Source organism: Paraburkholderia sp. BCC1886, assembly GCF_900996245.1.
In the GTDB taxonomy this organism is placed as follows: Bacteria; Pseudomonadota; Gammaproteobacteria; order Burkholderiales; family Burkholderiaceae; genus Paraburkholderia.
On the sequence record NZ_CAAJGK010000050.1, the window covers coordinates 12,996 to 33,549 of the forward strand.

Here is a 20,554-nt window from a genome sequence, read left to right on the forward strand (position 1 = left end):
ATGAAAATCTACGACGCCGCCACGACCCGCCATGCCCTGCCCTTCGATGCGCTGATCGACGCGCTCGACGCGATGTTCATCACCGGTTGCGAAGTGCCGTTGCGGCACACGCACCATGTCGAGGTCGCAGAGCAGCCCGCGGGCACCGTGCTGATCATGCCGGCCTGGCAACCGGACGGATTCCTCGGCATCAAGACGGTCAATATTTTTGCGGGCAATGCGAGCCGCGGTCTGCCGGGGCTCTTTTCGACCTATGTGCTGTACGACGCCAGCACCGGCGAACCGCTCGCGCAGATCGACGGCAACGAGATCACCTCGCGCCGCACCGCCGCGGCTTCCGCGCTGGCCGCGCGTTATCTGGCGCGCGCCGATGCGAGCCGGCTGCTGGTGGTCGGCAGCGGCCGCGTCGCGCAATTGCTGCCGCATGCGTATCGCGCGGTCCGGCCGATCGGTCCGGTCAGCGTCTGGAGCCGCCGCGCCGAAACGGCCGAAGCGCTCGCGCGGCAATGGCGCGAAGAAGGCTTCGACGCGCAGGCCACGACGGATCTGGCGGGCGCGGCCGGTGAGGCCGATATCGTCACCTGCGCGACGCTGGCCACCGAGCCGATCGTGCGCGGCGAATGGTTGCGCGCGGGCACGCATCTGGATCTGATCGGCGGCTTTACGCCGTCGATGCGCGAAGCCGACGATGCGTGCTTCGTGGATAGCGATCTGTATGTCGACACCGGCGAAGCGCTGAAAAAATCGGGCGATCTGCTCGGCCCGCTGTCGCGCGGCGTGTTTTCCGCCGACGACGTGAAGGGCACGCTCGAAGCGCTGTGCCGCCGCGAGGTTTCGCCGGGCCACGATCCGTCGCGCCGTACGGTGTTCAAGTCGGTCGGCAGCGCGCTCGAAGACCTTGCCGCGGCGATTCTCGTTCATCGGCAAGCCGGCTGAGCCCGGTCCCCGTCTTTCTACTTTGACTTCCCCCACGCCACGCGAGACCTCCAATGAAAAATTCCACCACGCTAGACTCCGCCGTCCCGCCTTCCGGTAGCGGATTTCTCGAACGCATCGCGATCGGTGTCGCGCGCTGGTCGGAACGCTGGTTTCCCGATGCTTATGTGTTCGCCGCAATCGCGGTGGCCGCGGTCGCGCTCGGCGCGCTGGCCATCGGCGCGCCGGCGACGCAGGTCGCGCAGACCTTCGGCGATGGTTTCTGGAGCCTGATTCCATTCACGATGCAGATGGCGATGATCGCCATCACCGGCTACGTGGTGGCGGTCTCGACGCCGGCGTCGAAGCTGATCGCGATGCTGGCCCGCGTGCCGCGTTCGAGCCGCGCGGCCATCACCTTCGTCGCGTTGATCAGCATCGGCCTGTCGATGTTCAACTGGGCGATCAGTCTCGTGTTCAGCGGATTGCTGGTCCGTGCGCTCGCGCGCCGCGACGATCTGCGGATGGACTACCGCGCCGCCGGCGCCGCCGCGTATCTCGGCATGGGCGCGACGTGGGCGCTGGGGCTAAGCTCGGCCGCCGCGCAATTGCAGGCGAACCCCGCGAGCCTGCCCAAATCGATCAGCGATATCACCGGCGTGCTGCCGTTCTCGCAGACGATTTTTCTGCCGCAGTCGTTGATCATGGCTGCGGCACTCGCCGTCGTGTCGCTGGCGATCGCGTGGTTTTCGACGCCGCGCGAATCGCGCGTCGTGAGCGCCGCCGACCTCGGCGTGGATCTGTCGGAAGCGACGCTGCCCGCCTCGCGCGCACAACGCCCTGGCGACTGGCTCGAACATAGTCCGCTGCTGACTATCGTGCTGGTGGCGTTAGGCGCCGGCTGGCTCGTGCATGAGTTCACGACCAAAGATCCGTTGCTCGCGATTTCGAATCTGAATACCTACAACTTTCTGTTCCTGATGCTCGGCATGCTGTTGCACTGGCGACCGTACCGCTTCCTGCAAGCGGTGAAGGCGTCGGTGCCGTCGGTGTCGGGCGTGCTGATTCAATTCCCGCTGTACGGTGGCATCGCGTTCATGTTGACGAAAGCCGCGGCACCTGGCGACGAAGCGCTCTCGCATGTGCTGGCGGCGTTTTTCGTGTCCGCGTCTTCGCATGTGTCGTTTCCCGCGGTGATGGGCGCGTACTCCGCGATCCTCGGCTTTTTCGTGCCGTCGGGCGGCGGCAAGTGGATTATCGAAGCGCCGTATGTGATGCAGGCGGCCAGCGATCTGCGTGTGCATCTCGGCTGGGCCGTGCAGGTGTATAACGCGGCGGAAGCGCTGCCAAATCTCATCAATCCGTTCTGGATGTTGCCGCTGCTCGGCGTGCTGGGTTTGCGTGCGCGGGATATCGTCGGCTTCACGTTCACGCAGCTGATCGTGCATCTTCCGCTGGTGCTGATCCTGTTGACGGTGTTGGCAGGCACGTTGGAGTTCGTGCCGGCCTCGATGCATTGAGATTACCGGCGGAGTTGTAAGCGGTCGCAAGAGGGCAATCGCTCTCGACGCCCACTCGTTACCGTCGAGTGGGCTTTTTTTTGGGCGGCGAGATTTTCGCGGCACTTGATCAGGATGGCGAATCAGGCGAGGTGGGTCGGGAGCGACGTGTAGGGGCATACCCGTTTCTGATGGGCACGGCATACGCCTTGCGCGCTAACGTTGGTCTCTCCCCTGTTGCCCACCCCTCAAGGAAATACCATGCGACTGCTTACTACCCAGGACGGGCTTCCCCGTCTCTCGTGGGGTTCCGTCATTGCCGGCGTCATCCTGTCACTTATCGTCTATCTCGTCATGAGCGTGCTCGGCACGGCCATCGGCGCCTCGCTTCTTTCTCCGATGACACAGCCCGATCCACTACACGGCTTCGGGTTCGGTTCGGGTGTGTGGATGATCGTCACGACGGTGCTTGCCGTGTTCGTCGGCTCGTACTTTGCCGGCCGTTGCGCGCCCGTGCTCGGCTGGCTTCATGGGCTGCTGGCATGGGCCGTCATGATCCTGCTGGTCGCTTACGGGATGACTTCGCTGGTGGGTAGCGCGGCCAGCACGGCCGGCAGGATGGCGGCGACGGGTGCGCAGATCGGCGCAAGTGCCGCTGCGAATGGCGGCAACAGTAGCGGGGCTAGCGGTACCGCGATTCCTTCGGTGCAGCAATTGCAAGGTGCCCTCGCTTCCGCTGCTTCAGCAGCGTCGAGTCCGCAAGCGGAACAGGACGCTCGCCAGACCGCGGATACGGCGGCCCGGGTGCTCGCCCGCGCCAGCTGGTTCTCATTTGCCGCGCTGGTGGTCGGCGCAATTATTTCGATCGTGTCGGGCGCGGCTGGATTCCGTCATCAACCGCCTGCGGAAGACGTGGGGGGAACCGGGCTACGTTCGGCTCCGGGTGACCGGACGATACGTGCTGGTCAGCCGATTCGTTAAGTCATCGCAGTTTCGATTCAATGGGAGCAGAGGAGCGCTCCCTCATCCTTTCTCCTGGAGCATGACGATGTCCAATGCAACGAACAACACTGATGTCTCGGATGAAGACGCCCGCAAGGCGTTGAACGAGGGCGATAACGAGAAGATCGACAAGGCGCTCGACGACCTCGATGTGTCGACCACATCGTCAGGGGAAGATCAGCGTACGAAGCCCGATACCGAAGGCTCGAACTCGTCGAGTAAGAATCTCGACGAGCAGTAAGGCCGATCGGTATGACGGGTTACCGGTTCAAGGCGCGTCGTGTAGACCACGGTTGACGTCGCTGTTTGCACCGCTGTTGGTGCCTTTGTTCAAGCCGTTGAGTTTGCCGCCCTTTGAAAGATTGGCGGTACTGTTGGCTCGAAAACTGGAGCCGGCGCCGGCTTGGGCGCCGGTTGTTCCCGGTGAGCCGTAGCCTTGCTGGGTCAGGGAATTCGGTGTTCCGCTCCCCGCGCCGGGGGTGGCGGTCATCGCAGCGCCGGTGGCGTCTCGTGCGTGTGCTGCCGATGTCGATAGCACGGCAACGGCCGCGACTAACAGTGTTCTGGTTACGTGGTTCATGGCATACCTCGCTTGCAAGCTCGATGGGTAAGCAAGCGTCGCTTACATGCCTGAATGCGCGCAAGGGGTATGCCTTCTCTCTTTCTCAGCTGCTCAGGCGTCTTTTATTTTTTGGTTCCGCCAACGAAAAAAGGCCTAAAGAAAAAGGCCTTACAAGCGATGCTTGTAAGGCCTTGATTTCTTGTGGTCGGGGCGAGAGGATTTGAACCTCCGACCACACGCCCCCCAGGCGTGTGCGCTACCAGGCTGCGCTACGCCCCGAACAGCTGCAAAGTATAACAGACACTTTAATCGAATTGAACTGCCCGCCATCAACAAAAGTACGCGAGCTAGTGACCTAACAGATCGATGACGTTGAGCAACGCTTTGCGCAACTGTTCGACATCGACAGCCGGTGCATTCGCAGTAGCGGCTATCTCGCCAGTCGAAGCCGACGGCGGCATGAAGCCCTCGCTACCATCGGCCGCCTCCGCATGCGCGGCATGAGCGCCGCCATGCGAATCGAGCCGGTTACGCGCACCGTTGATCGTAAAGCCCTGCTCGTACAACAGCTCGCGAATCCGCCGGATCAACAGGACTTCATGATGCTGGTAATAACGACGGTTGCCGCGCCGCTTGACCGGGCGCAACTGCGTGAACTCCTGCTCCCAATACCGCAGCACATGCGGCTTTACTCCGCACAGTTCGCTAACCTCACCGATGGTGAAGTAGCGCTTCGCCGGAATCGGAGGCAAGACGACTTTTTCGATCGTCGATGTCATCGTCAGTTAGCCGTCGTGGTGGGTTGCGCAGGAGCGCGCCAGTCGCTCAGCGCGCGAAGCTCGCTTCAGCGCCGTTCTCGACTAGCGCTTTCAGCTTTTGACTTGCATGGAACGTCACAACGCGGCGTGCGGCGATAGGAATCGCCTCGCCGGTTTTCGGATTTCTGCCGGGACGCTGGGGTTTGTCGCGCAACTGGAAATTGCCGAACCCGGACAGCTTCACGCTATCCCCACTCTCCAGCGCATCGCGGATCACCTCGAAAAACGCCTCGACCATGTCTTTCGCTTCGCGCTTGTTGAGCCCGACATTGTCGAACAGCAACTCGGCAAGTTCCGCTTTAGTGAGCGTCGGTGTTTCCGTAGAAACAGAGGCGGGTGATGTCGGAATATCGCGAATCATGGCGCTGCGTTGCGCCGTAAGAAGAGCTTCGAAATCACTCGAGTTCATTTCATTCATATCTATCAAATGGCGCGCCAAGCAGAAACGAAAGTTGCGAGAAAATGCCGTGCAAATGTTAAATGCGGGTTATCCACGCAACCGTGCGCCATAGACTCGAGCCAGACGTTCCACGAGGGTTTGAATGGCCAGATCGACCGTTTCATCCTGAAGGGTCCCGCCAGTATCTTGCAAGGTCACACGGAACGCAAGGCTTTTCTCATGCGCTGCCAGGCCGCCGGAAGTGTTTGATTTTGGACGGAATTCGTCAAAAAGCACGACCTTCTGAACGGACTTGCAAGCCGGTTCCGACTGCGCGTTCTGCAGCTCGTCGAGCAGTGCCTGAACCTCGATTTTCTGGTCGACCACGACTGCGATATCGCGACGAACCGGCTGGAATTTAGACACGTCACCCGGAGTCGGCAATACTCGCTGCATTAATGCTTCTGCTTCGATTTCGAACAGAATCGGCGCATGCGGCAGATCGTATTTCTGCATCCAGCGCGGATGTAATTCACCAATCCAGCCCACTGCGCGACCATTCAGTTCGATACGCGCGCTGCGTCCCGGATGCAATGCCGGATGCTCACCTTTCACGAATCGTGCGACCGCGGGAGCGAGCACCGCTTCGAGATCGCCCTTCACGTCGAAGTAGTCGACGGTGCGCGTCGGCGCGCCCCATTGTTCGTCGAGCGCGGCGCCGTACGCGAGGCCGCCGATCATCTTCGGTTGCGCGAAACCTTCGACGGTCAGCTCGCCGGCTTTGATCGACGGATCGTGCAGGAACACGCGGCCCGCTTCGAACACCCGCACGCGGTCGGCGGCGCGACGGTTCAGGTTGGTCCGCAGCACGTTGATCAGGCTGCCGAACAGCGTCGTGCGCATGACCGAGAGCTGGCTGGCGATCGGGTTGAGCAGACGCACGGGCTTGTCGTTGCCCGCGAAGTCCTGCTCCCACTCGGCATCGACGAAACTGAAGTTGACGGTTTCCGCGTAATCGCGCGCGGCGATGGCGTGACGGATGACGTGGATGGAGCGCTGCGTTTCGTTGGTCGCGCGCATTTCGCTGGTCGCGACCGGCGGGCGGGCGGGAATCTTTTCGAAGCCGTAGATGCGCGCGACTTCTTCGATCAGGTCCTCTTCGATCTCGATGTCGAAGCGGTACGACGGCGGCATGACCGAGAAGGTATCGCCATCGTGTTCGAACGAAAGGCCGAGCCGCGTGAAGATTTGCGCGATCTCGTCCGCGCCGATCTTCACACCGATGATGCGGTTCGCGCGCGAGACCCGCATCTCGACCGGCGTGCGCGTGGGCAGGTTGACGATCTGATCGTCCACCGGACCGGCCGCGCCGCCGCAGATGTCGAGAATCAGTTGCGTAATGCGCTCGATGTGCTCGACGGTCGTCGCATAGTCGACGCCGCGTTCGAAACGGTGACCCGCATCCGTCGAAAAGTTGTATTTGCGCGAACGGCCGCGAATGCTGTCCGGCCACCAGAATGCGGCTTCCAGATAGATGTTGGCGGTGTCGAGCGTGACGGCCGTGCTGTCGCCGCCCATGATGCCGGCGAGACTTTCGATGTGCTGCTCGTCGGCAATCACGCCGACCGTTTCATCCAGTTCGACGGTGTTGCCGTTGAGCAGCTTGAGCGTTTCGCCCTTGCGGCCCCAGCGCACGTCCATGCCGCCGTGAATCTTGTCCAGATCGAACACGTGCGACGGACGGCCGAGTTCGAGCATCACGTAGTTGGAGATGTCGACCAGCGCCGAGATGCTGCGCTGGCCCGAACGCTCGAGACGCTGCACCATCCATTGCGGCGATTTCGCGCGCGCATTGACGCCGCGAATGACGCGGCCCGAGAAGCGGCCGCACAGATCGGGCGCCGAGATTTTTACGGGCAGCGTTTCGTCGAGCTTCACTTCGGCCGGCTTGATCTCGAGGGGACGCAACGGTGCGCCGGTGATGGCCGACGTTTCGCGCGCGACGCCGAACACCGACAGGCAGTCCGCCTTGTTCGGCGTGAGCTTGACTTCGAAAACGGTGTCGTCGAGCTCGAGCGTGTCGCGAATGTCCTGGCCGATCGGCGTATCGTCCGGCAGGATCAGCAGACCGCTATGGTCTTCGGAGAGTTTCAGTTCGCGTGCCGAGCAGAGCATGCCCTGGCTTTCGACACCGCGCAGTTTGGAGAGCTTGATCGCGAATGGCGCGCCGCCCTCTTCGGCCGGCGGCAATTCCGCGCCGACCAGCGCGACCGGCACCTTGATGCCCGGCGCCACGTTCGGCGCTCCGCACACGATGTTCAAGGTCGCGCCCGTTCCGGCGTTCACCTGACAGACGTTGAGCTTGTCCGCGTCCGGGTGCTTGACGACTTCGAGCACCTGACCCACGACGATCTTCGTGGTCGGCGGCGCAGCCGGGCGCAGGTCTTCGACTTCGAGACCCGCCATGGTCAACGCGTGCGACAGCTCATCGGTCGTCAGTTGCGGATCGACAAAAGTTCTCAGCCAGGATTCCGGGAATTGCATGGTTCTGTGTACGTTCTGATCAGGTTAGGTCCACGTCCGGCGGCGCTTCGATACTCGTCTTTTACGAGCACTGCCGGGGACGCTGGCTTGACGCTTATAGCGCGTTCGGCGTGGCGGCTCGATGCGCCGTCTTAGGCGAACTGGCGCAGGAAACGCAGGTCGTTTTCGAAAAACAGACGCAGGTCCTGCACGCCATAGCGCAGCATGGTGAGACGTTCGAGTCCGCTACCGAAAGCAAAACCGATATAGCGTTCCGGGTCCAGACCCATGTTGCGGATGACCGTGGGATGAACCTGGCCGGAGCCGGAAATTTCGAGCCACTTGCCGGCGTTCTTGCCCGTTTCGAACTTCATGTCGATTTCGGCCGACGGTTCGGTGAACGGGAAATACGACGGACGGAAGCGCACGAGAATGTCGTCGCGCTCGAAGAATTTTTTCAGGAAGTCGGTGTAGACGCCTTTCAGATCGGCGAAGCTGATGTTCTCATCGATCCACAGGCCTTCGACCTGGTTGAACATCGGCGAGTGCGTCGCGTCGCTGTCCACCCGGTAGGTGCGGCCCGGCACGATCACCTTGATCGGCGGCGTGTTGGTGCGGGCGTAACGAACCTGCATCGGGCTCGTGTGCGTGCGCAGCAGCAACTGGCGGCCGTCGGCGTCTTTACCGTCGACGTAGAACGTGTCCTGCATCGAACGCGCCGGATGGTTTTCCGGGCTGTTCAGCGAGGTGAAGTTGTACCAGTCGGTTTCGATTTCGGGGCCGTCGGCCACGTCGAAACCGATCGTGCGGAAAATCTGCTCGACGCGTTCCCACGTGCGCATGACCGGGTGCAGGCTGCCGGCGCCGGTACCACGACCGGGCAACGTCACGTCGATGGCTTCGGCGGCAAGGCGCTGATTCAACAGCGCGTCGGCCAGCGCCTGGCGGCGCGCCGTCAATGCGGCTTCCACTTGTTGCTTGACGAGGTTGATCCGTGCGCCTTCGGTCTTGCGCGTGTCAGGATCGAGCTTGCCAAGACCCTTCAGCAGCTCGGTCAGCGCACCCGATTTGCCGAGAAAGCGGGCTTTCTCGTTCTCGAGGGTGGTGATGTCGGAGGCTTCTGCGAAGGCTTTTTGCGCGTCGGCGACAATCTGGTCCAGATCCATTGATCCCATCTTTCAACGTCAGTGTTCAATCGAAGCAAAACTGGTTCTACCAACAAAAACGGGGCTCGGTGAGGAGCCCCGTTTTTGTTGCAGCGTCACCGAGACTACCGGATATTCGCTGCAACGAACCACGCAGTTTAATTGCCCAAAGCGCAATCAGGCTGCAACGGCGGCTTTCACCTGCTGAACGATCGCAGCAAAAGCAGCCTTGTCGAACACAGCCATGTCGGCCAGCACCTTGCGGTCGAGTTCGATCGAGGCCTTCTTCAGGCCGTTGATGAACACGCTGTACGTCATGTCGTGCTGACGCACCGCCGCGTTGATACGCGTGATCCACAAAGCACGGAACACACGCTTCTTGTTGCGGCGATCGCGGTAGGCGTATTGGCCTGCGCGCATGACCGCCTGCTTGGCGATGCGATAGACGTTATTGCGACGGCCGCGGTAACCCTTGGCCAGCTTGATGATCTTCTTGTGACGGGCCCGTGCGGTAACCCCACGTTTTACTCGAGGCATGTCTTGCTCCTATGAGTGTCGGTTAAGGGTTAAGCGAACGGCAGCATTGCGCGCACGGAGTTCAGATCGGAATCATGAACTGCCGTCGAACCGCGCAAATGGCGTTTGTTCTTGGTGGTCTTCTTGGTAAGAATGTGGCGCTTGAAGGCTTGACCGCGCTTGACGGTACCGCCCGGACGCACCACGAAGCGCTTTGCAGCACTCTTCTTGGTCTTCATCTTCGGCATGACAACTCCATTATTAGATGGATATGGGTGTGCGGTCGGCCTGCTGGCCACGACCCGCCCTTCGAAACCCATTCCACTTGGTATGCAGACCGCCGATACCGCCGGCAGCCGCTTTCCAGATACGTTGCCCATTTGCGTGGGCACCGCTCCGAAACCTTGCCGATTCCGCGCCGGACACCCGACGTGGATCGCTTGAATCTGGTTGAGACTTGCTGAACCGGCTTGCTGAATCGTTCAGACACAACCCGAGTGCGCGCCACATGGCGCGCCGCCACTCAGGTTGCTTACTTCTTTTTCTTCGGAGCGAGCACCATGATCATCTGGCGCCCTTCCATTTTCGGCATTTGCTCGACCTGACCGACTTCGTCGAGGTCCGTGCGCAAGCGCTCGAGCATGCGCATACCAATTTCCTGGTGAGCCATTTCACGGCCACGGAAACGCAACGTGATTTTCGTCTTGTCGCCGTCGTCGAGGAAGCGAATGAGGTTGCGCAGTTTGACGTTGTAGTCGCCGTCGTCGGTACCCGGGCGGAATTTGACTTCCTTGACCTGGACGACCTTCTGCTTGAGCTTGGCCTCGTGCTGCTTTTTCGCTTCCGAGTACTTGAACTTGCCGTAGTCCATCAATCGGCAAACCGGCGGGACCGCTTGCGGAGCGATTTCGACCAGATCCACGTCTTGCTGTTCCGACATGCGGAACGCATCAGCGAGTTTCACGATGCCGAGCGGTTCGTTCTCGACTCCGACCAGACGCACCTCGGGTGCCGTAATTTCACCGTTGATGCGGTGCGCAGACTTATCAGTAGCGATGTTACGTTTCCTTTAAAAATTAAAAAAACGAGCCGGGCTGCAAGTGGCTTAGTTGAACGACTGCACGTCCTGACGCAGACGCTCAATGAAGGTATCGAGAGGCATCACACCCAGATCGACACCACCACGGGCACGCACGGCTACCGTTTGGGCTTCACGCTCTTTGTCGCCGACCACCAGCAGGTACGGGACCTTCTCCAGCGTGTGCTCGCGTATTTTATAGCTAATCTTCTCGTTGCGCAAATCGGCCTCTACTCTAACCCCTTGTTTTTGCAACGATTGGGCTAGCGACTGCGCATATTCAGTCTGACTTTCTGCGATATTCATGACCACAACCTGCATGGGCGCGAGCCACGACGGCATTGCACCAGCATGGTGCTCGATCAGAATGCCGAGAAAACGCTCCATGGATCCGACGATTGCACGGTGCAGCATGATGGGTCGGCGACGGCTATTGTCCTCGGCGACATACTCGGCGCCGAGGCGCTCCGGCAGCACCATGTCGAGCTGCAACGTGCCGCATTGCCACGACCGGCCCAGTGCATCCTTGATGTGATACTCGACCTTCGGGCCGTAGAAAGCGCCCTCGCCCGGCAGCTCTTCCCACGTCACGCCGCAGGCCGTCAACGCTTCACGCAGACCCTGTTCCGCCCGATCCCACGTCTCGTCGGTGCCAGCGCGCGCATCCGGGCGCAGCGACAGCTTGATCTCGACGTTGTCGAAGCCGAAGTCTTTATAGACGCTCATCGCGAGCGTATTGAAGGCAATGGATTCGCTGATGAACTGGCTTTCGGTACAGAAGATATGCGCGTCGTCCTGCACGAAACCACGCACTCGCATCAGGCCGTGCAACGCACCCGACGATTCGTTGCGATGGCACGAGCCAAACTCGGCGTAACGCAGCGGCAAATCGCGATACGAGCGCAGACCATGGTTGAACACCTGTACGTGGCCCGGGCAGTTCATCGGCTTGATCGCGTAATCGCGCTTTTCCGATTCCGTCGTGAACATGTTTTCACGATAGTTCTGCCAGTGTCCCGACGCTTCCCACAGCGAGCGGTCCATGATCATCGGCGTCTTGATTTCAAGGTAACCGGCGTCGTTCACGCGGCGACGCATGTACTGCTCGACCTGTTGCCACAGCGTCCAGCCACGCGGATGCCAGAACACCATGCCCGGCGACTCGTCCTGCATATGGAACAGGTCCAGTTGCTTGCCGAGCTTGCGGTGATCGCGCTTCTCCGCTTCCTCGAGCATGTGCAGGTACGCTTCCTGGTCTTCCTTCTTCGTCCAGGCCGTGCCGTAAATACGCTGCAACTGCTCGTTCTTCGAGTCGCCGCGCCAGTAGGCGCCCGCGACCTTCATCAGCTTGAACACCTTGAGCTTGCCGGTGGAGGGCACGTGCGGGCCGCGGCACAGATCGGTGAAACCGCCATGCGAGTACAGCTTGATATCGTCGCTGGACGGAATCGATTCGATGATCTCGGCCTTGTACTTTTCGCCGATGCTCTTGAAGTAGTCGACCGCCTCGTCGCGTGACACGACACGACGCGAAACCGGCTCGTCTTTCTTCGCGAGTTCCTGCATGCGCTTTTCGATCTTTTCCAGATCTTCCGGCGTGAAGGGGCGGCTATAGGCGAAGTCGTAGTAGAAGCCGTTGTCGATGACCGGGCCGATCGTCACCTGCGCTTCCGGAAACAGGCTCTTCACCGCATATGCCAGCAAGTGAGCGGCGGAGTGGCGAATGATATCGAGACCGTCGGCGTCTTTCTCGGTGACGATAGCGAGCGCCACGTCGTGATCGATCAGCGCGGACGTGTCGACCAGCTCGCCGTCGATCTTGCCGCCGAGCGCCGCTTTCGCGAGGCCGGGGCCAATCGACGCGGCCACTTCGGCAACGGTCACCGGATGCTCGTATTGTCGAACAGAACCGTCAGGCAGACGTATCGAAACCATTGCACTCTCTCCGTGATGCCGACCGGCGGCGGCACATACGACCCGGCTCGAACGAGCGGGTCAAAAAAGCCAAGAAACCTATTAAACCAACAGCCACGACCCTACAGCCACGCAACATCGATCCAGCACCGCCCAGCAACGCACGAACATCGCGACACAGGCTCAGAAGCAAAAAAAATGCGGCCCCGCTTTCGAGGGGCCGCATTCACATTTCCTGCAAACTACATCGGCGAAAGTGGTCCTCGACTAGCGTCGCTCCGAAGTGATTTCGGTCAACGTTCGCGGTGTCCGCGGTGCCATTTCCCACTCGCTTTTTGCGCCTGAGCGCTTGCTGCAGTTTGCGAAACCCCGGCACAACCTGCCAACCGGGATCTCGTTTTCGTTGGTAGGCTCGATTGGACTCGAACCAACGACCCCCACCATGTCAAGGTGGTGCTCTAACCAGCTGAGCTACGAGCCTAATGAAGAAACGAGATTATATGGAGCCCCAGAGCACTTGGCAAGCCCTTTTAGGTACTGACTTGAAAAGTTCTTCGCATTTTCCACGCATGCACATCCGTCAACTACTTTTACGCGATGCGCGCACCACGCCCGTCACTTCGCCGAGCAGCGCACACGCGCGTTGAATCTGCGCGGCGCTCGATACCTCGACGGTAAATTGCATGAACGCGGCATTGCGGCGCGACTGCGTCTTCACGCCGATCACGTTCATCTTCTCGCGCGCGAATACTTCGGAGATATCGCGCAGCAGTCCCTGACGATCGGTCGCCTCGATGCTGAGATCGACCGGATAGACCGACTGCCCGCGCCCGTTCATCACGTCGGCGGACCACGCTGTTTGCAACACGCGTTCCGGCGCCCGATCGGCCATGCGCATGAACGTCACGCAGTCGCTGCGGTGAATCGACATGCCTTTGCCGCGCGTGACGAATCCACAAATTGCATCGGGCGGCGCCGGGCGGCAGCAACGCGCGAGTTGCGTCAGCAACGCATCGACACCGACGACCAGCACCCCGGTGGAAGCACCGCGCGCGACGCTTGCGCCACTGCTGCGCTTCTCGAACTGCTCCGGCGCTTCGACTACTGGCTCAGGCGGCGGCGCATCGTGCAGAGCCTGCTCGACTAGTCGCAGACTGAACTCTTCCTTGCCGACTACCGAGAACAGATCGTCGGTCGTCTTGAAGCCGAGCTTGGCCGCCAGCTGATCCAGATTGACCGAAGTCTTGCCCTCGCGCTGCAACGTCTTTTCGACCATTGCGCGGCCGCTCGCGATGTGCTCCTGCACCTCGACGCCGTTGAACCACGCGCGCACTTTCTGCCGCGCCCGATGACTCTGCAGATAACCCAGTTGCGGGTTGATCCAGTCGCGCGAAGGACCGCCCTCTTTCACCGCGACGATCTCGACCGTCTGACCGTTCTGCAACGGCGTGTTGAGCGGCACCATCGCGCCGTCGACGCGCGCGCCGCGGCAACGATGCCCGAGTTCGCTATGCAGGTGATACGCGAAATCCACCGGCGTCGCGCCGTGCGGTAATGGAATCACCCTTGCTTGCGGTGTGAGCACGTAGATGTGATCGTCGTCGAGCGTGGCCTGGCGCAACTGTTCCCACGGCTGCGCGGCTTTCTCGCCGTGCTCGCCTTCGGACACATCGTCTTTCCAGGCGAGCAGTTGACGCAACCACGCAATCTTCTCGTCGTACTTCTCGTTGGCGCTGAACTGCCCGCCATAACCGCGCACGCCCGCTTCCTTATAGCGCCAATGCGCGGCCACCCCGTATTCGGCGAACTGGTGCATCTCCTGCGTGCGGATCTGTACTTCGAACGCCCGGCCGTCGTCGCCGACCACCACCGTATGCAGCGACTTGTAGCCATTCGGCTTGGGCCGCGAAATGTAGTCGTCGAACTCTCTCGGCACCGGCTGCCACAGGTTGTGCACGATACCGAGCACGGTGTAGCAATCCTTGATGTCCTGCACGATTACGCGAAACGCGCGCACGTCGTACAGCTCGCCGAAGTCGAGTTCCTTGCCGCGCATCTTGCGCCAGATGCTGTAGATGTGCTTTGGCCGCCCGCTGACCTCGGCCTGCACGTGCGCGGCGGCGAGCTCCTGTTGCAGCCGGGCAATGGCTTGCGCAACATAGCTCTCACGCTCGACGCGTTTCTCGTCGAGCAGTTTGGCAATGCGCTTGTAGGTGACGGGCTCTTCGAAACGCAGCGCGAGATCTTCGAGCTCCCATTTCAATTGCCAGATACCCAGGCGGTTGGCGAGCGGCGCGTAGATATCGAGCGTTTCGCGTGCCACGTCGGGTGACGGCGTGAGCTTCGCCGCCGCGTAATAGCGCAGCGACTGCAAACGGGAAGCGAGGCGGATCAGCACCACGCGAATGTCCTGCGCGAACGCCAGCAACATCTTGCGCAATGCTTCCACCTGCGCGCGACGAGCGGCCTGCGCGTCGCGTCCCGCTTCGGGCATCGCGTTCTGCGCGGCGCGCATGCTGACCGTACCGAGCCGCAGCAACTTGCGCACGTCGCCTACCAGCTTCGCGACCTCTTCCCCGAAGCGCTCGGTAATGACGCGTTCCGGGTCCTGCAGATGCGGCGTCAGCGCGAATAGCGCCGCTGCGAGCACGGCCGGTGGATCGACGTTCAGCGTGCGCATGATCGACGCCGTGCCCGCCGCATGATCCGCCAGCAACTCGCCCGACGAGAGCCGCACCTCGCCGGCATGCTCGCGCACGAACGCCATCGCTTCGTCGAAAGAAGGGGCGGGAGTGGGCGGGCTGGTAACGGTTTCGGTATTCATGGTGCGACGACCCGACGGGTCAGACTTGGCAACGGAATTTCAACAGCGGCGATGCTTTGGGAACCGGGCTCAGCTACGCTGAGCCGCGACCACGACGATTTCCACCAGGCACTTCGGGTTCGCGAGTTTCGCTTCCACGGTCGCGCGCGGCGGCGTCGCGCCCTGCGTGACCCATTCGTCCCACACGGCGTTCATGGCGGGGAAATTCACGAGGTCCGAGATGAAGATCTGCACCGACAGCAGAAGCGACTTGTCGCTGTTCACTTCGCCCAGCAGACGGTCGATATGACCCAGCACTTCGCGCGTTTGACCCGTGATGTCCTGATCGGCGTCTTCAGCGATCTGGCCCGCGAGGTACACGGTACCGTTGTGCACGGCGATCTCGGAGAGGCGTTTGTCCACGTGGTGACGAATGACTGCCATGAAAATTCCTGTGATGGGTTGAAGGTTGATAGAAGACGTAATCCAAACGCGGCGGCGCTCCTAGGAGACGGTCACGCGAAACTCTCTATTATGAGGCTTCACGGCGAGCCGGCCGCCGCCTCGATGAAGAACTGCCTGGCCAGCCCGATCTGATCGGCCGACAGAAATGCCGGCGCATGTCCGACGCCAGCGACTTCGGCGCTGGAAACAGCGCGCCCAGTCTCGATCATCTTCGTGACGGTTTCGCGCGAGAGCAGGTCCGAGTGCTCGCCGCGCACGACCAGCACCGGCCCCTGGAATACTGCAAGCGAGTGCCACAGCGCCGCCTCGCCGAGTTTGGCGGCTTCTTCCGTGATCGCCGCGAAGGGCTGCGCGATACGCGGGTCGTAGCGCAGCACCCAGCCGCCGTCCTGTTCATGCAGCAACGGCGTATTGATTTCGCGCCATTCGTCCGGCGTGAGCGGCCCGAACGATTGGGCGAGCAACGCGGCGTAATCGACTCCCTGTTGCAGCGTGTCGAACCGCACCGGCTTGCCGAGATAGTCGCCGATGCGCTGCACGGCGGACGGTTCAAGATGCGGGCCGACGTCGTTGAGAAGCAGCTTGCGGATCGGCGTTTCGGGCAGACCGGCTAGCGCCATGCCGATCAGACCGCCCATCGAAGTCCCGAACCAGTCGACCGTTTCCACGTTCAGACGCGCGATGAGCGTGACCATGTCGGCGACGTACTGCGGCACGGTGTAGAAGTTGGGGTTGGCCAGCCACGACGACAAGCCCCGGCCTGCCACGTCCGGGCACACGACGCGGTAGGTGCCGGCAAACTCCGCGGCAAGGCGGTCGAAATCGCGCCCCGAACGCGTCAAACCATGCACGCAAAGCAGCACACGCGGATTGGTCGGGTCGCCCCATTCGGTGTACGCAATGCGGTGCAGACCGCCGCCGCTCGCGCATTGCACATAGCGTTGGCGCGGTGCGGGTTGCCCGGCGGCGGAAGCGAATGTTGCGGTCATCTGGGGTTCCTTGCAAAAGCGCCGCGGCGTGGCCCGTTGCGCATCGGCGGGATAAGGGCGTCGGATTGCGGACGATTGTAAACCGCTTTGCCACGCGACAAGGATCGGCCGGACGGCATAGGACGCTTAGGGAAACCGCGCGAACCGGTGTGAACCGCTGGGCCAAGCCCATATGGGCCAGCCCACATGGGCCGGCCCAAAACGAGCCGACCCCAAACGGGCCGGCCCAAACGGGCCGGCCCAAAACAAAGCGGGCGAGACTCACGTCTCGCCCGCTTCTCACCACTCGACGCCACAGTCCCAGCCCAAAGAGCCCTGGCGAGGCGCATCGAAACTCACCTGACCGCACTCACATCGAGCGGCGCGCCCGTCTTCGTCTGAATTTCCTCGACGCTGACACCGGACGCCAACTCCGTCACCTTCAACCCCTGCGGCGTCACCTCGATCACGCCGAGGTCGGTAATGATCTGATCGACCACGCCCACACCCGTCAGCGGCAACGAACATTCTTTCAGGATCTTGTGCTGGTCGCCCTTCGCGACGTGCTCCATCAGCACGACCACGCGCTTGACGCCCGCCACCAGATCCATCGCGCCGCCCATGCCCTTGATCATCTTGCCTGGGATCATCCAGTTGGCCAGATCGCCCTTCTCGCTGATCTGCATCGCGCCCAGAATCGCCAGATTGATGTGGCCGCCGCGAATCATCGCGAACGAGTCCGCCGACGAGAAAATCGACGAACCCGGCAACGTCGTCACCGTCTGCTTGCCTGCGTTGATCAGGTCGGCGTCCACCTCTTCTTCGGTCGGCGACGGGCCGATACCGAGCAAGCCGTTTTCCGACTGCAGCCACACCTCGACGCCCGCCGGCACGTGATTGGCCACCAGCGTTGGCAAGCCGATACCCAGGTTCACGTAAAAACCGTCCTGCAGTTCCTTCGCCGCGCGCGCGGCCATTTCGTCACGAGTCCATGCCATGATCAGTCTCCCTTCGCGCGAACGATGCGTTGTTCAATACGTTTTTCCGGATGCGCATTGAGCACGATGCGCTGCACGAAAATGCCCGGCGTATGGATGGCGTCCGGATCGAGTTCGCCCGTTTCGACGATCTCTTCCACTTCGACCACGGTGATCTTGCCCGCCATCGCGCACATCGGATTGAAGTTGCGCGCGGTACGGCGATAGATGAGGTTGCCCGATTTGTCCGCCTTCCACGCTTTGACCAGCGCAACGTCGGCGGTCAGCGAATGTTCCAGCACGTAGTGGTTCTCGCCGAACTGACGGGTTTCCTTGCCTTCGGCGATCAGCGTGCCGTAACCCGTGTTGGTGAAAAAGGCCGGAATGCCCGAGCCGCCTGCGCGCAGCTTTTCGGCCAGCGTGCCTTGCGGCGTGAATTCGAGTTCGAGTTCGCCGGCCAGATATTGCCGCTCGAACTCCTTGTTTTCGCCCACGTAGGACGAAATCATTTTCTTGACCTGACGTGTTTCGAGCAGCAGACCGAGGCCGAAACCATCGACGCCCGCGTTGTTGCTGATGCAGGTAATGCCCTGCACTTTCGAATCGCGCAGCGCCAGAATCAGCGCTTCGGGAATGCCGCACAGCCCAAAGCCGCCGACGGCAAATGTCTGCCCGTCCTTGACGATGTCCGCGAGCGCCTCGGCGGCGCCTGGATAGACCTTGTTCATCAGTTTGTCCCTTCCTTTATGGAAATCCGGAACCGCTGCGCCGGCGGGCTTCGAACGACGGCCGTCCGCGCATTGCGATTACTATGACGTTCCGCGGGCGTCGGCCCGACACGCCATTCTAGTCATGCCCGGCTCAGCGTGCGCCCAGATAAACAGTGGCCGCGCGCCTTGCCGGTCACGCACGGCCATGCCGTGTCGTGATTTGCCCGAAAGAGTACGCTGCGCGCCCCATACGGCACAATACGCAAAAATACATAAGTACTTGCCGCCGCCCATGCCCGCACTGGATTACCAAACCGCTTTTCAGCTTGCTCCGATCGGACTCGTGCTGTCGCGCGAACGGATCATCGAAGACTGCAACCACGAACTCGCGTCCATTTTCGGTTGCCCGCGCGAAGCGTTGCTCGGCCAGTCGTTCCAGGTGCTGTATCCGTCGACGGACGAGTTCGAGCGGATCGGCGCGCGCATTCCGCCGATCATGACCGCGCACGGCAGTTACGCGGACGACCGCATCATGAAACGCGCCAACGGCGAACTGTTCTGGTGCCACGTGACGGGCCGCGCGCAGCAGCGTGGGCAGGCGCATGCCGCCGGCGTCTGGACTTTCGAGGACCTGAGTGCGACGCGGCGAGTCGCGGTCGAGTTGACGCCTCGCGAGCGGGAAATCGCCGCGCAACTCGTGACGGGAAAAACCAGCAAGCAGATTGGCCGCGCGCTCGACATCAGTCCACGTACGGTCGATGTCTACCGCGCGCGGCTGATGCGCAAATACGATACGGGTAACGCCACGGAGCTATTGCAGCGACTGCTCGGGCATTGAAGATTCGATCGGCGGGAGCCTGTCAGTCCGTCTTGACCAGCGCCGCGCGCTCGATGGTATCGCGCAGCAATTGCGGCACCGGCACCGACTTGCCCGCCGCGTAGTCGATCCACACACAACGGGCCGCGCCGCGTGCATAGACGGTATGCGGATCGTCGGCGCGCACCAGCTCGAAGCCCGTGTCGAAACTGCTGCGACCGGGCGTCGCGACGGTCATCCTGCCGATCACATCGCCGGGATAGTGCAGTTGCCGCAGAAATTCCATGGACGCGTTGACGATCACCGGACCTTGCCCGTCGGCATGACTGCCGGTCAGGCCAACCTGCTCGAACCACGAAATCCGCACCTGCTCCATGTAACGAAAGTACACAGTGTTGTTGACATGGCCGAACGCATCCATGTCGCCCCAACGAATGGGCATAGACATCTCGAAAACTGCGTGAAAATCGCTCATCGTACTTCTTTGAAAGTGGAGAATTCTGCTCGACCGGCCTCGTTCAAGCCAGCCCGAAACCGTCGTCGGCCGCGATAACGGAGCCGTTGATGAACTGCGATTCGTCCGCCGCGAGCAGAAGCAGCAGTCCATCCAGGTCTTCCGGCTTGCCGACCCGATGCCGCGGCAGCATCGACACCAGCTTCTGCCCCTGCTCGGTCGACCAGTGATGGTGATTGATTTCCGTGTCGATATACCCCGGACAGATGGCATTCACATTGATGCCGTGCCGACCCCATTCCTGCGCCATGGCCTTGGTCATGTGAACGACGGCGGCCTTGCTCATCGAGTACAGACCGATTTGCGGCAACACGCGCAAACCAGCGACCGACGCGATATTGATGATCCGGTAAGACGGTTTTTGCGCACCGTTGCCGCGCATGATCATGCGCTTGGCGACTTCCTGGGCCACGAAGAACGCCCCGCGCGTGTTCGTGTCGAACACATATTCGAAGTCGGCCGGTGTGACTTCAGACAGTTTTTGCGTGGTCGAGACGCCGGAGTTGTTCACCAGAATGTCGATGGTGCCCGCCTCGGTTTCCGCATGTGCCACCGCCGACTTGATGCTCTGGTAATCCGTCACGTCGAGCGACACCACGTGCGCCGCGCCGCCGGACGCTTCGATCTCGGCGCGCAACTCCTTCAGACGTTCGGTGCGCCGGCTGGCCAGCACGACCTTGGCGCCCGCCTGCGACAGCACCTGAGCAAAGCGTTTTCCCAACCCGCTCGAAGCGCCGGTGATGAGCGCGACCTTACCTTCCAGATTGATCGAACGGCCCATTGTCGTTCCTTGTTCGGTTGATGTTACTGACGCGTTGAAGGCTTCGGTAAGAAGCCACCGTGGGTCCGTACCGTATCACATAAAATAGAACGGCCGTGCTAATGTTGGTGAGGCGGGTTGCAGTGCAAGAAGCCATCACCCACAATACGTTCCCGAAAAAAGCATTCT

Annotated in this window: 21 protein-coding genes and 2 tRNA genes; 5 read left to right on the forward strand and 18 right to left on the reverse strand. The window is 61.4% G+C overall.

The window, feature by feature from the left end; translation table 11 throughout:
* The 4 genes from FQ746_RS17470 to FQ746_RS17485 all read left to right on the forward strand — a co-directional run bounded on the left by FQ746_RS17470 (position 1) and on the right by FQ746_RS17485 (position 3,657).
* Positions 1–936, forward strand: a complete 936-nt coding sequence (locus FQ746_RS17470) for an ornithine cyclodeaminase family protein (protein ID WP_144110665.1) — start codon at positions 1–3, stop codon at positions 934–936.
* Positions 937–989: 53 nt separating this feature from the next.
* Positions 990–2,435, forward strand: coding sequence for a short-chain fatty acid transporter (locus tag FQ746_RS17475; RefSeq protein WP_144110667.1), 1,446 nt, complete (start codon positions 990–992; stop codon positions 2,433–2,435).
* A 240-nt stretch (positions 2,436–2,675) separates the two neighbouring features.
* Complete coding sequence (locus FQ746_RS17480; RefSeq protein ID WP_144110669.1) at positions 2,676–3,395, forward strand: YrzE family protein; 720 nt, start codon at positions 2,676–2,678, stop codon at positions 3,393–3,395.
* Positions 3,396–3,462: 67 nt separating this feature from the next.
* Positions 3,463–3,657 (forward strand): hypothetical protein, encoded by a 195-nt coding sequence (locus FQ746_RS17485; protein WP_260854089.1) that lies wholly within the window; start codon positions 3,463–3,465, stop codon positions 3,655–3,657.
* A gap of 27 nt (positions 3,658–3,684) precedes the next feature.
* On the opposite strand, the gene FQ746_RS17490 is transcribed toward FQ746_RS17485, so the two are convergent.
* The 16 genes from FQ746_RS17490 to FQ746_RS17565 form a co-directional block, all read right to left on the reverse strand.
* Positions 3,685–3,996, reverse strand: coding sequence for a hypothetical protein (locus FQ746_RS17490; RefSeq protein ID WP_144110683.1), 312 nt, complete (start codon positions 3,994–3,996; stop codon positions 3,685–3,687).
* A 184-nt stretch (positions 3,997–4,180) separates the two neighbouring features.
* A tRNA-Pro gene (locus tag FQ746_RS17495) sits at positions 4,181–4,257 on the reverse strand.
* A 68-nt stretch (positions 4,258–4,325) separates the two neighbouring features.
* Positions 4,326–4,757: a MerR family transcriptional regulator gene (locus tag FQ746_RS17500; RefSeq protein ID WP_144110684.1), complete on the reverse strand. Its 432-nt coding sequence runs from the start codon at positions 4,755–4,757 to the stop codon at positions 4,326–4,328.
* A gap of 46 nt (positions 4,758–4,803) precedes the next feature.
* Complete coding sequence (locus FQ746_RS17505) at positions 4,804–5,214, reverse strand: integration host factor subunit alpha (protein ID WP_144110766.1); 411 nt, start codon at positions 5,212–5,214, stop codon at positions 4,804–4,806.
* 69 nt (positions 5,215–5,283) lie between these two features.
* The gene (pheT, locus tag FQ746_RS17510; RefSeq protein ID WP_144110686.1) at positions 5,284–7,719 is read right to left on the reverse strand and encodes a phenylalanine--tRNA ligase subunit beta; all 2,436 of its coding nucleotides are present in this window, start codon (positions 7,717–7,719) and stop codon (positions 5,284–5,286) included.
* A gap of 131 nt (positions 7,720–7,850) precedes the next feature.
* Positions 7,851–8,864, reverse strand: a complete 1,014-nt coding sequence (gene pheS, locus FQ746_RS17515; RefSeq protein ID WP_186310765.1) for a phenylalanine--tRNA ligase subunit alpha — start codon at positions 8,862–8,864, stop codon at positions 7,851–7,853.
* Positions 8,865–9,020: 156 nt separating this feature from the next.
* Positions 9,021–9,380 (reverse strand): 50S ribosomal protein L20, encoded by a 360-nt coding sequence (rplT, locus tag FQ746_RS17520; protein ID WP_006052502.1) that lies wholly within the window; start codon positions 9,378–9,380, stop codon positions 9,021–9,023.
* A 29-nt stretch (positions 9,381–9,409) separates the two neighbouring features.
* On the reverse strand, positions 9,410–9,607 hold the full coding sequence (gene rpmI, locus FQ746_RS17525; protein ID WP_006052501.1) for a 50S ribosomal protein L35: 198 nt from the start codon (positions 9,605–9,607) through the stop codon (positions 9,410–9,412).
* Between the two features lie 284 nt (positions 9,608–9,891).
* On the reverse strand, positions 9,892–10,416 hold the full coding sequence (gene infC, locus FQ746_RS17530) for a translation initiation factor IF-3 (RefSeq protein ID WP_075643546.1): 525 nt from the start codon (positions 10,414–10,416) through the stop codon (positions 9,892–9,894).
* A gap of 48 nt (positions 10,417–10,464) precedes the next feature.
* Positions 10,465–12,372 carry a threonine--tRNA ligase gene (thrS, locus tag FQ746_RS17535; RefSeq protein ID WP_186310766.1) on the reverse strand — a complete coding sequence of 636 codons (1,908 nt, stop codon included), beginning with the start codon at positions 12,370–12,372 and terminating at the stop codon, positions 10,465–10,467.
* 383 nt (positions 12,373–12,755) lie between these two features.
* Positions 12,756–12,832: transfer RNA gene (locus tag FQ746_RS17540), tRNA-Val, on the reverse strand.
* A 99-nt stretch (positions 12,833–12,931) separates the two neighbouring features.
* Positions 12,932–15,175 (reverse strand): RelA/SpoT family protein, encoded by a 2,244-nt coding sequence (locus FQ746_RS17545; protein ID WP_144110690.1) that lies wholly within the window; start codon positions 15,173–15,175, stop codon positions 12,932–12,934.
* 69 nt (positions 15,176–15,244) lie between these two features.
* Positions 15,245–15,598 (reverse strand): RidA family protein, encoded by a 354-nt coding sequence (locus tag FQ746_RS17550; RefSeq protein ID WP_144110692.1) that lies wholly within the window; start codon positions 15,596–15,598, stop codon positions 15,245–15,247.
* Between the two features lie 98 nt (positions 15,599–15,696).
* Positions 15,697–16,608 (reverse strand): alpha/beta fold hydrolase, encoded by a 912-nt coding sequence (locus tag FQ746_RS17555; RefSeq protein ID WP_144110694.1) that lies wholly within the window; start codon positions 16,606–16,608, stop codon positions 15,697–15,699.
* A gap of 335 nt (positions 16,609–16,943) precedes the next feature.
* A complete protein-coding gene (locus tag FQ746_RS17560) occupies positions 16,944–17,585 on the reverse strand; it encodes a CoA transferase subunit B (RefSeq protein WP_144110696.1) in 642 nt (213 codons plus the stop codon).
* Between the two features lie 2 nt (positions 17,586–17,587).
* Positions 17,588–18,292 carry a CoA transferase subunit A gene (locus tag FQ746_RS17565; protein ID WP_144110698.1) on the reverse strand — a complete coding sequence of 235 codons (705 nt, stop codon included), beginning with the start codon at positions 18,290–18,292 and terminating at the stop codon, positions 17,588–17,590.
* A 274-nt stretch (positions 18,293–18,566) separates the two neighbouring features.
* Here FQ746_RS17565 and FQ746_RS17570 point away from each other — a divergent pair, with 274 nt between their 5' ends.
* On the forward strand, positions 18,567–19,112 hold the full coding sequence (locus tag FQ746_RS17570) for a LuxR C-terminal-related transcriptional regulator (RefSeq protein WP_144110700.1): 546 nt from the start codon (positions 18,567–18,569) through the stop codon (positions 19,110–19,112).
* Between the two features lie 22 nt (positions 19,113–19,134).
* Here the strand turns inward: FQ746_RS17570 and FQ746_RS17575 are convergent, their stop codons facing one another.
* Positions 19,135–19,566: an acyl-CoA thioesterase gene (locus tag FQ746_RS17575; protein ID WP_144110702.1), complete on the reverse strand. Its 432-nt coding sequence runs from the start codon at positions 19,564–19,566 to the stop codon at positions 19,135–19,137.
* Positions 19,567–19,609: 43 nt separating this feature from the next.
* Positions 19,610–20,386 carry an SDR family oxidoreductase gene (locus tag FQ746_RS17580; protein WP_144110704.1) on the reverse strand — a complete coding sequence of 259 codons (777 nt, stop codon included), beginning with the start codon at positions 20,384–20,386 and terminating at the stop codon, positions 19,610–19,612.
* Between the last annotated feature and the right edge of the window lie 168 nt (positions 20,387–20,554).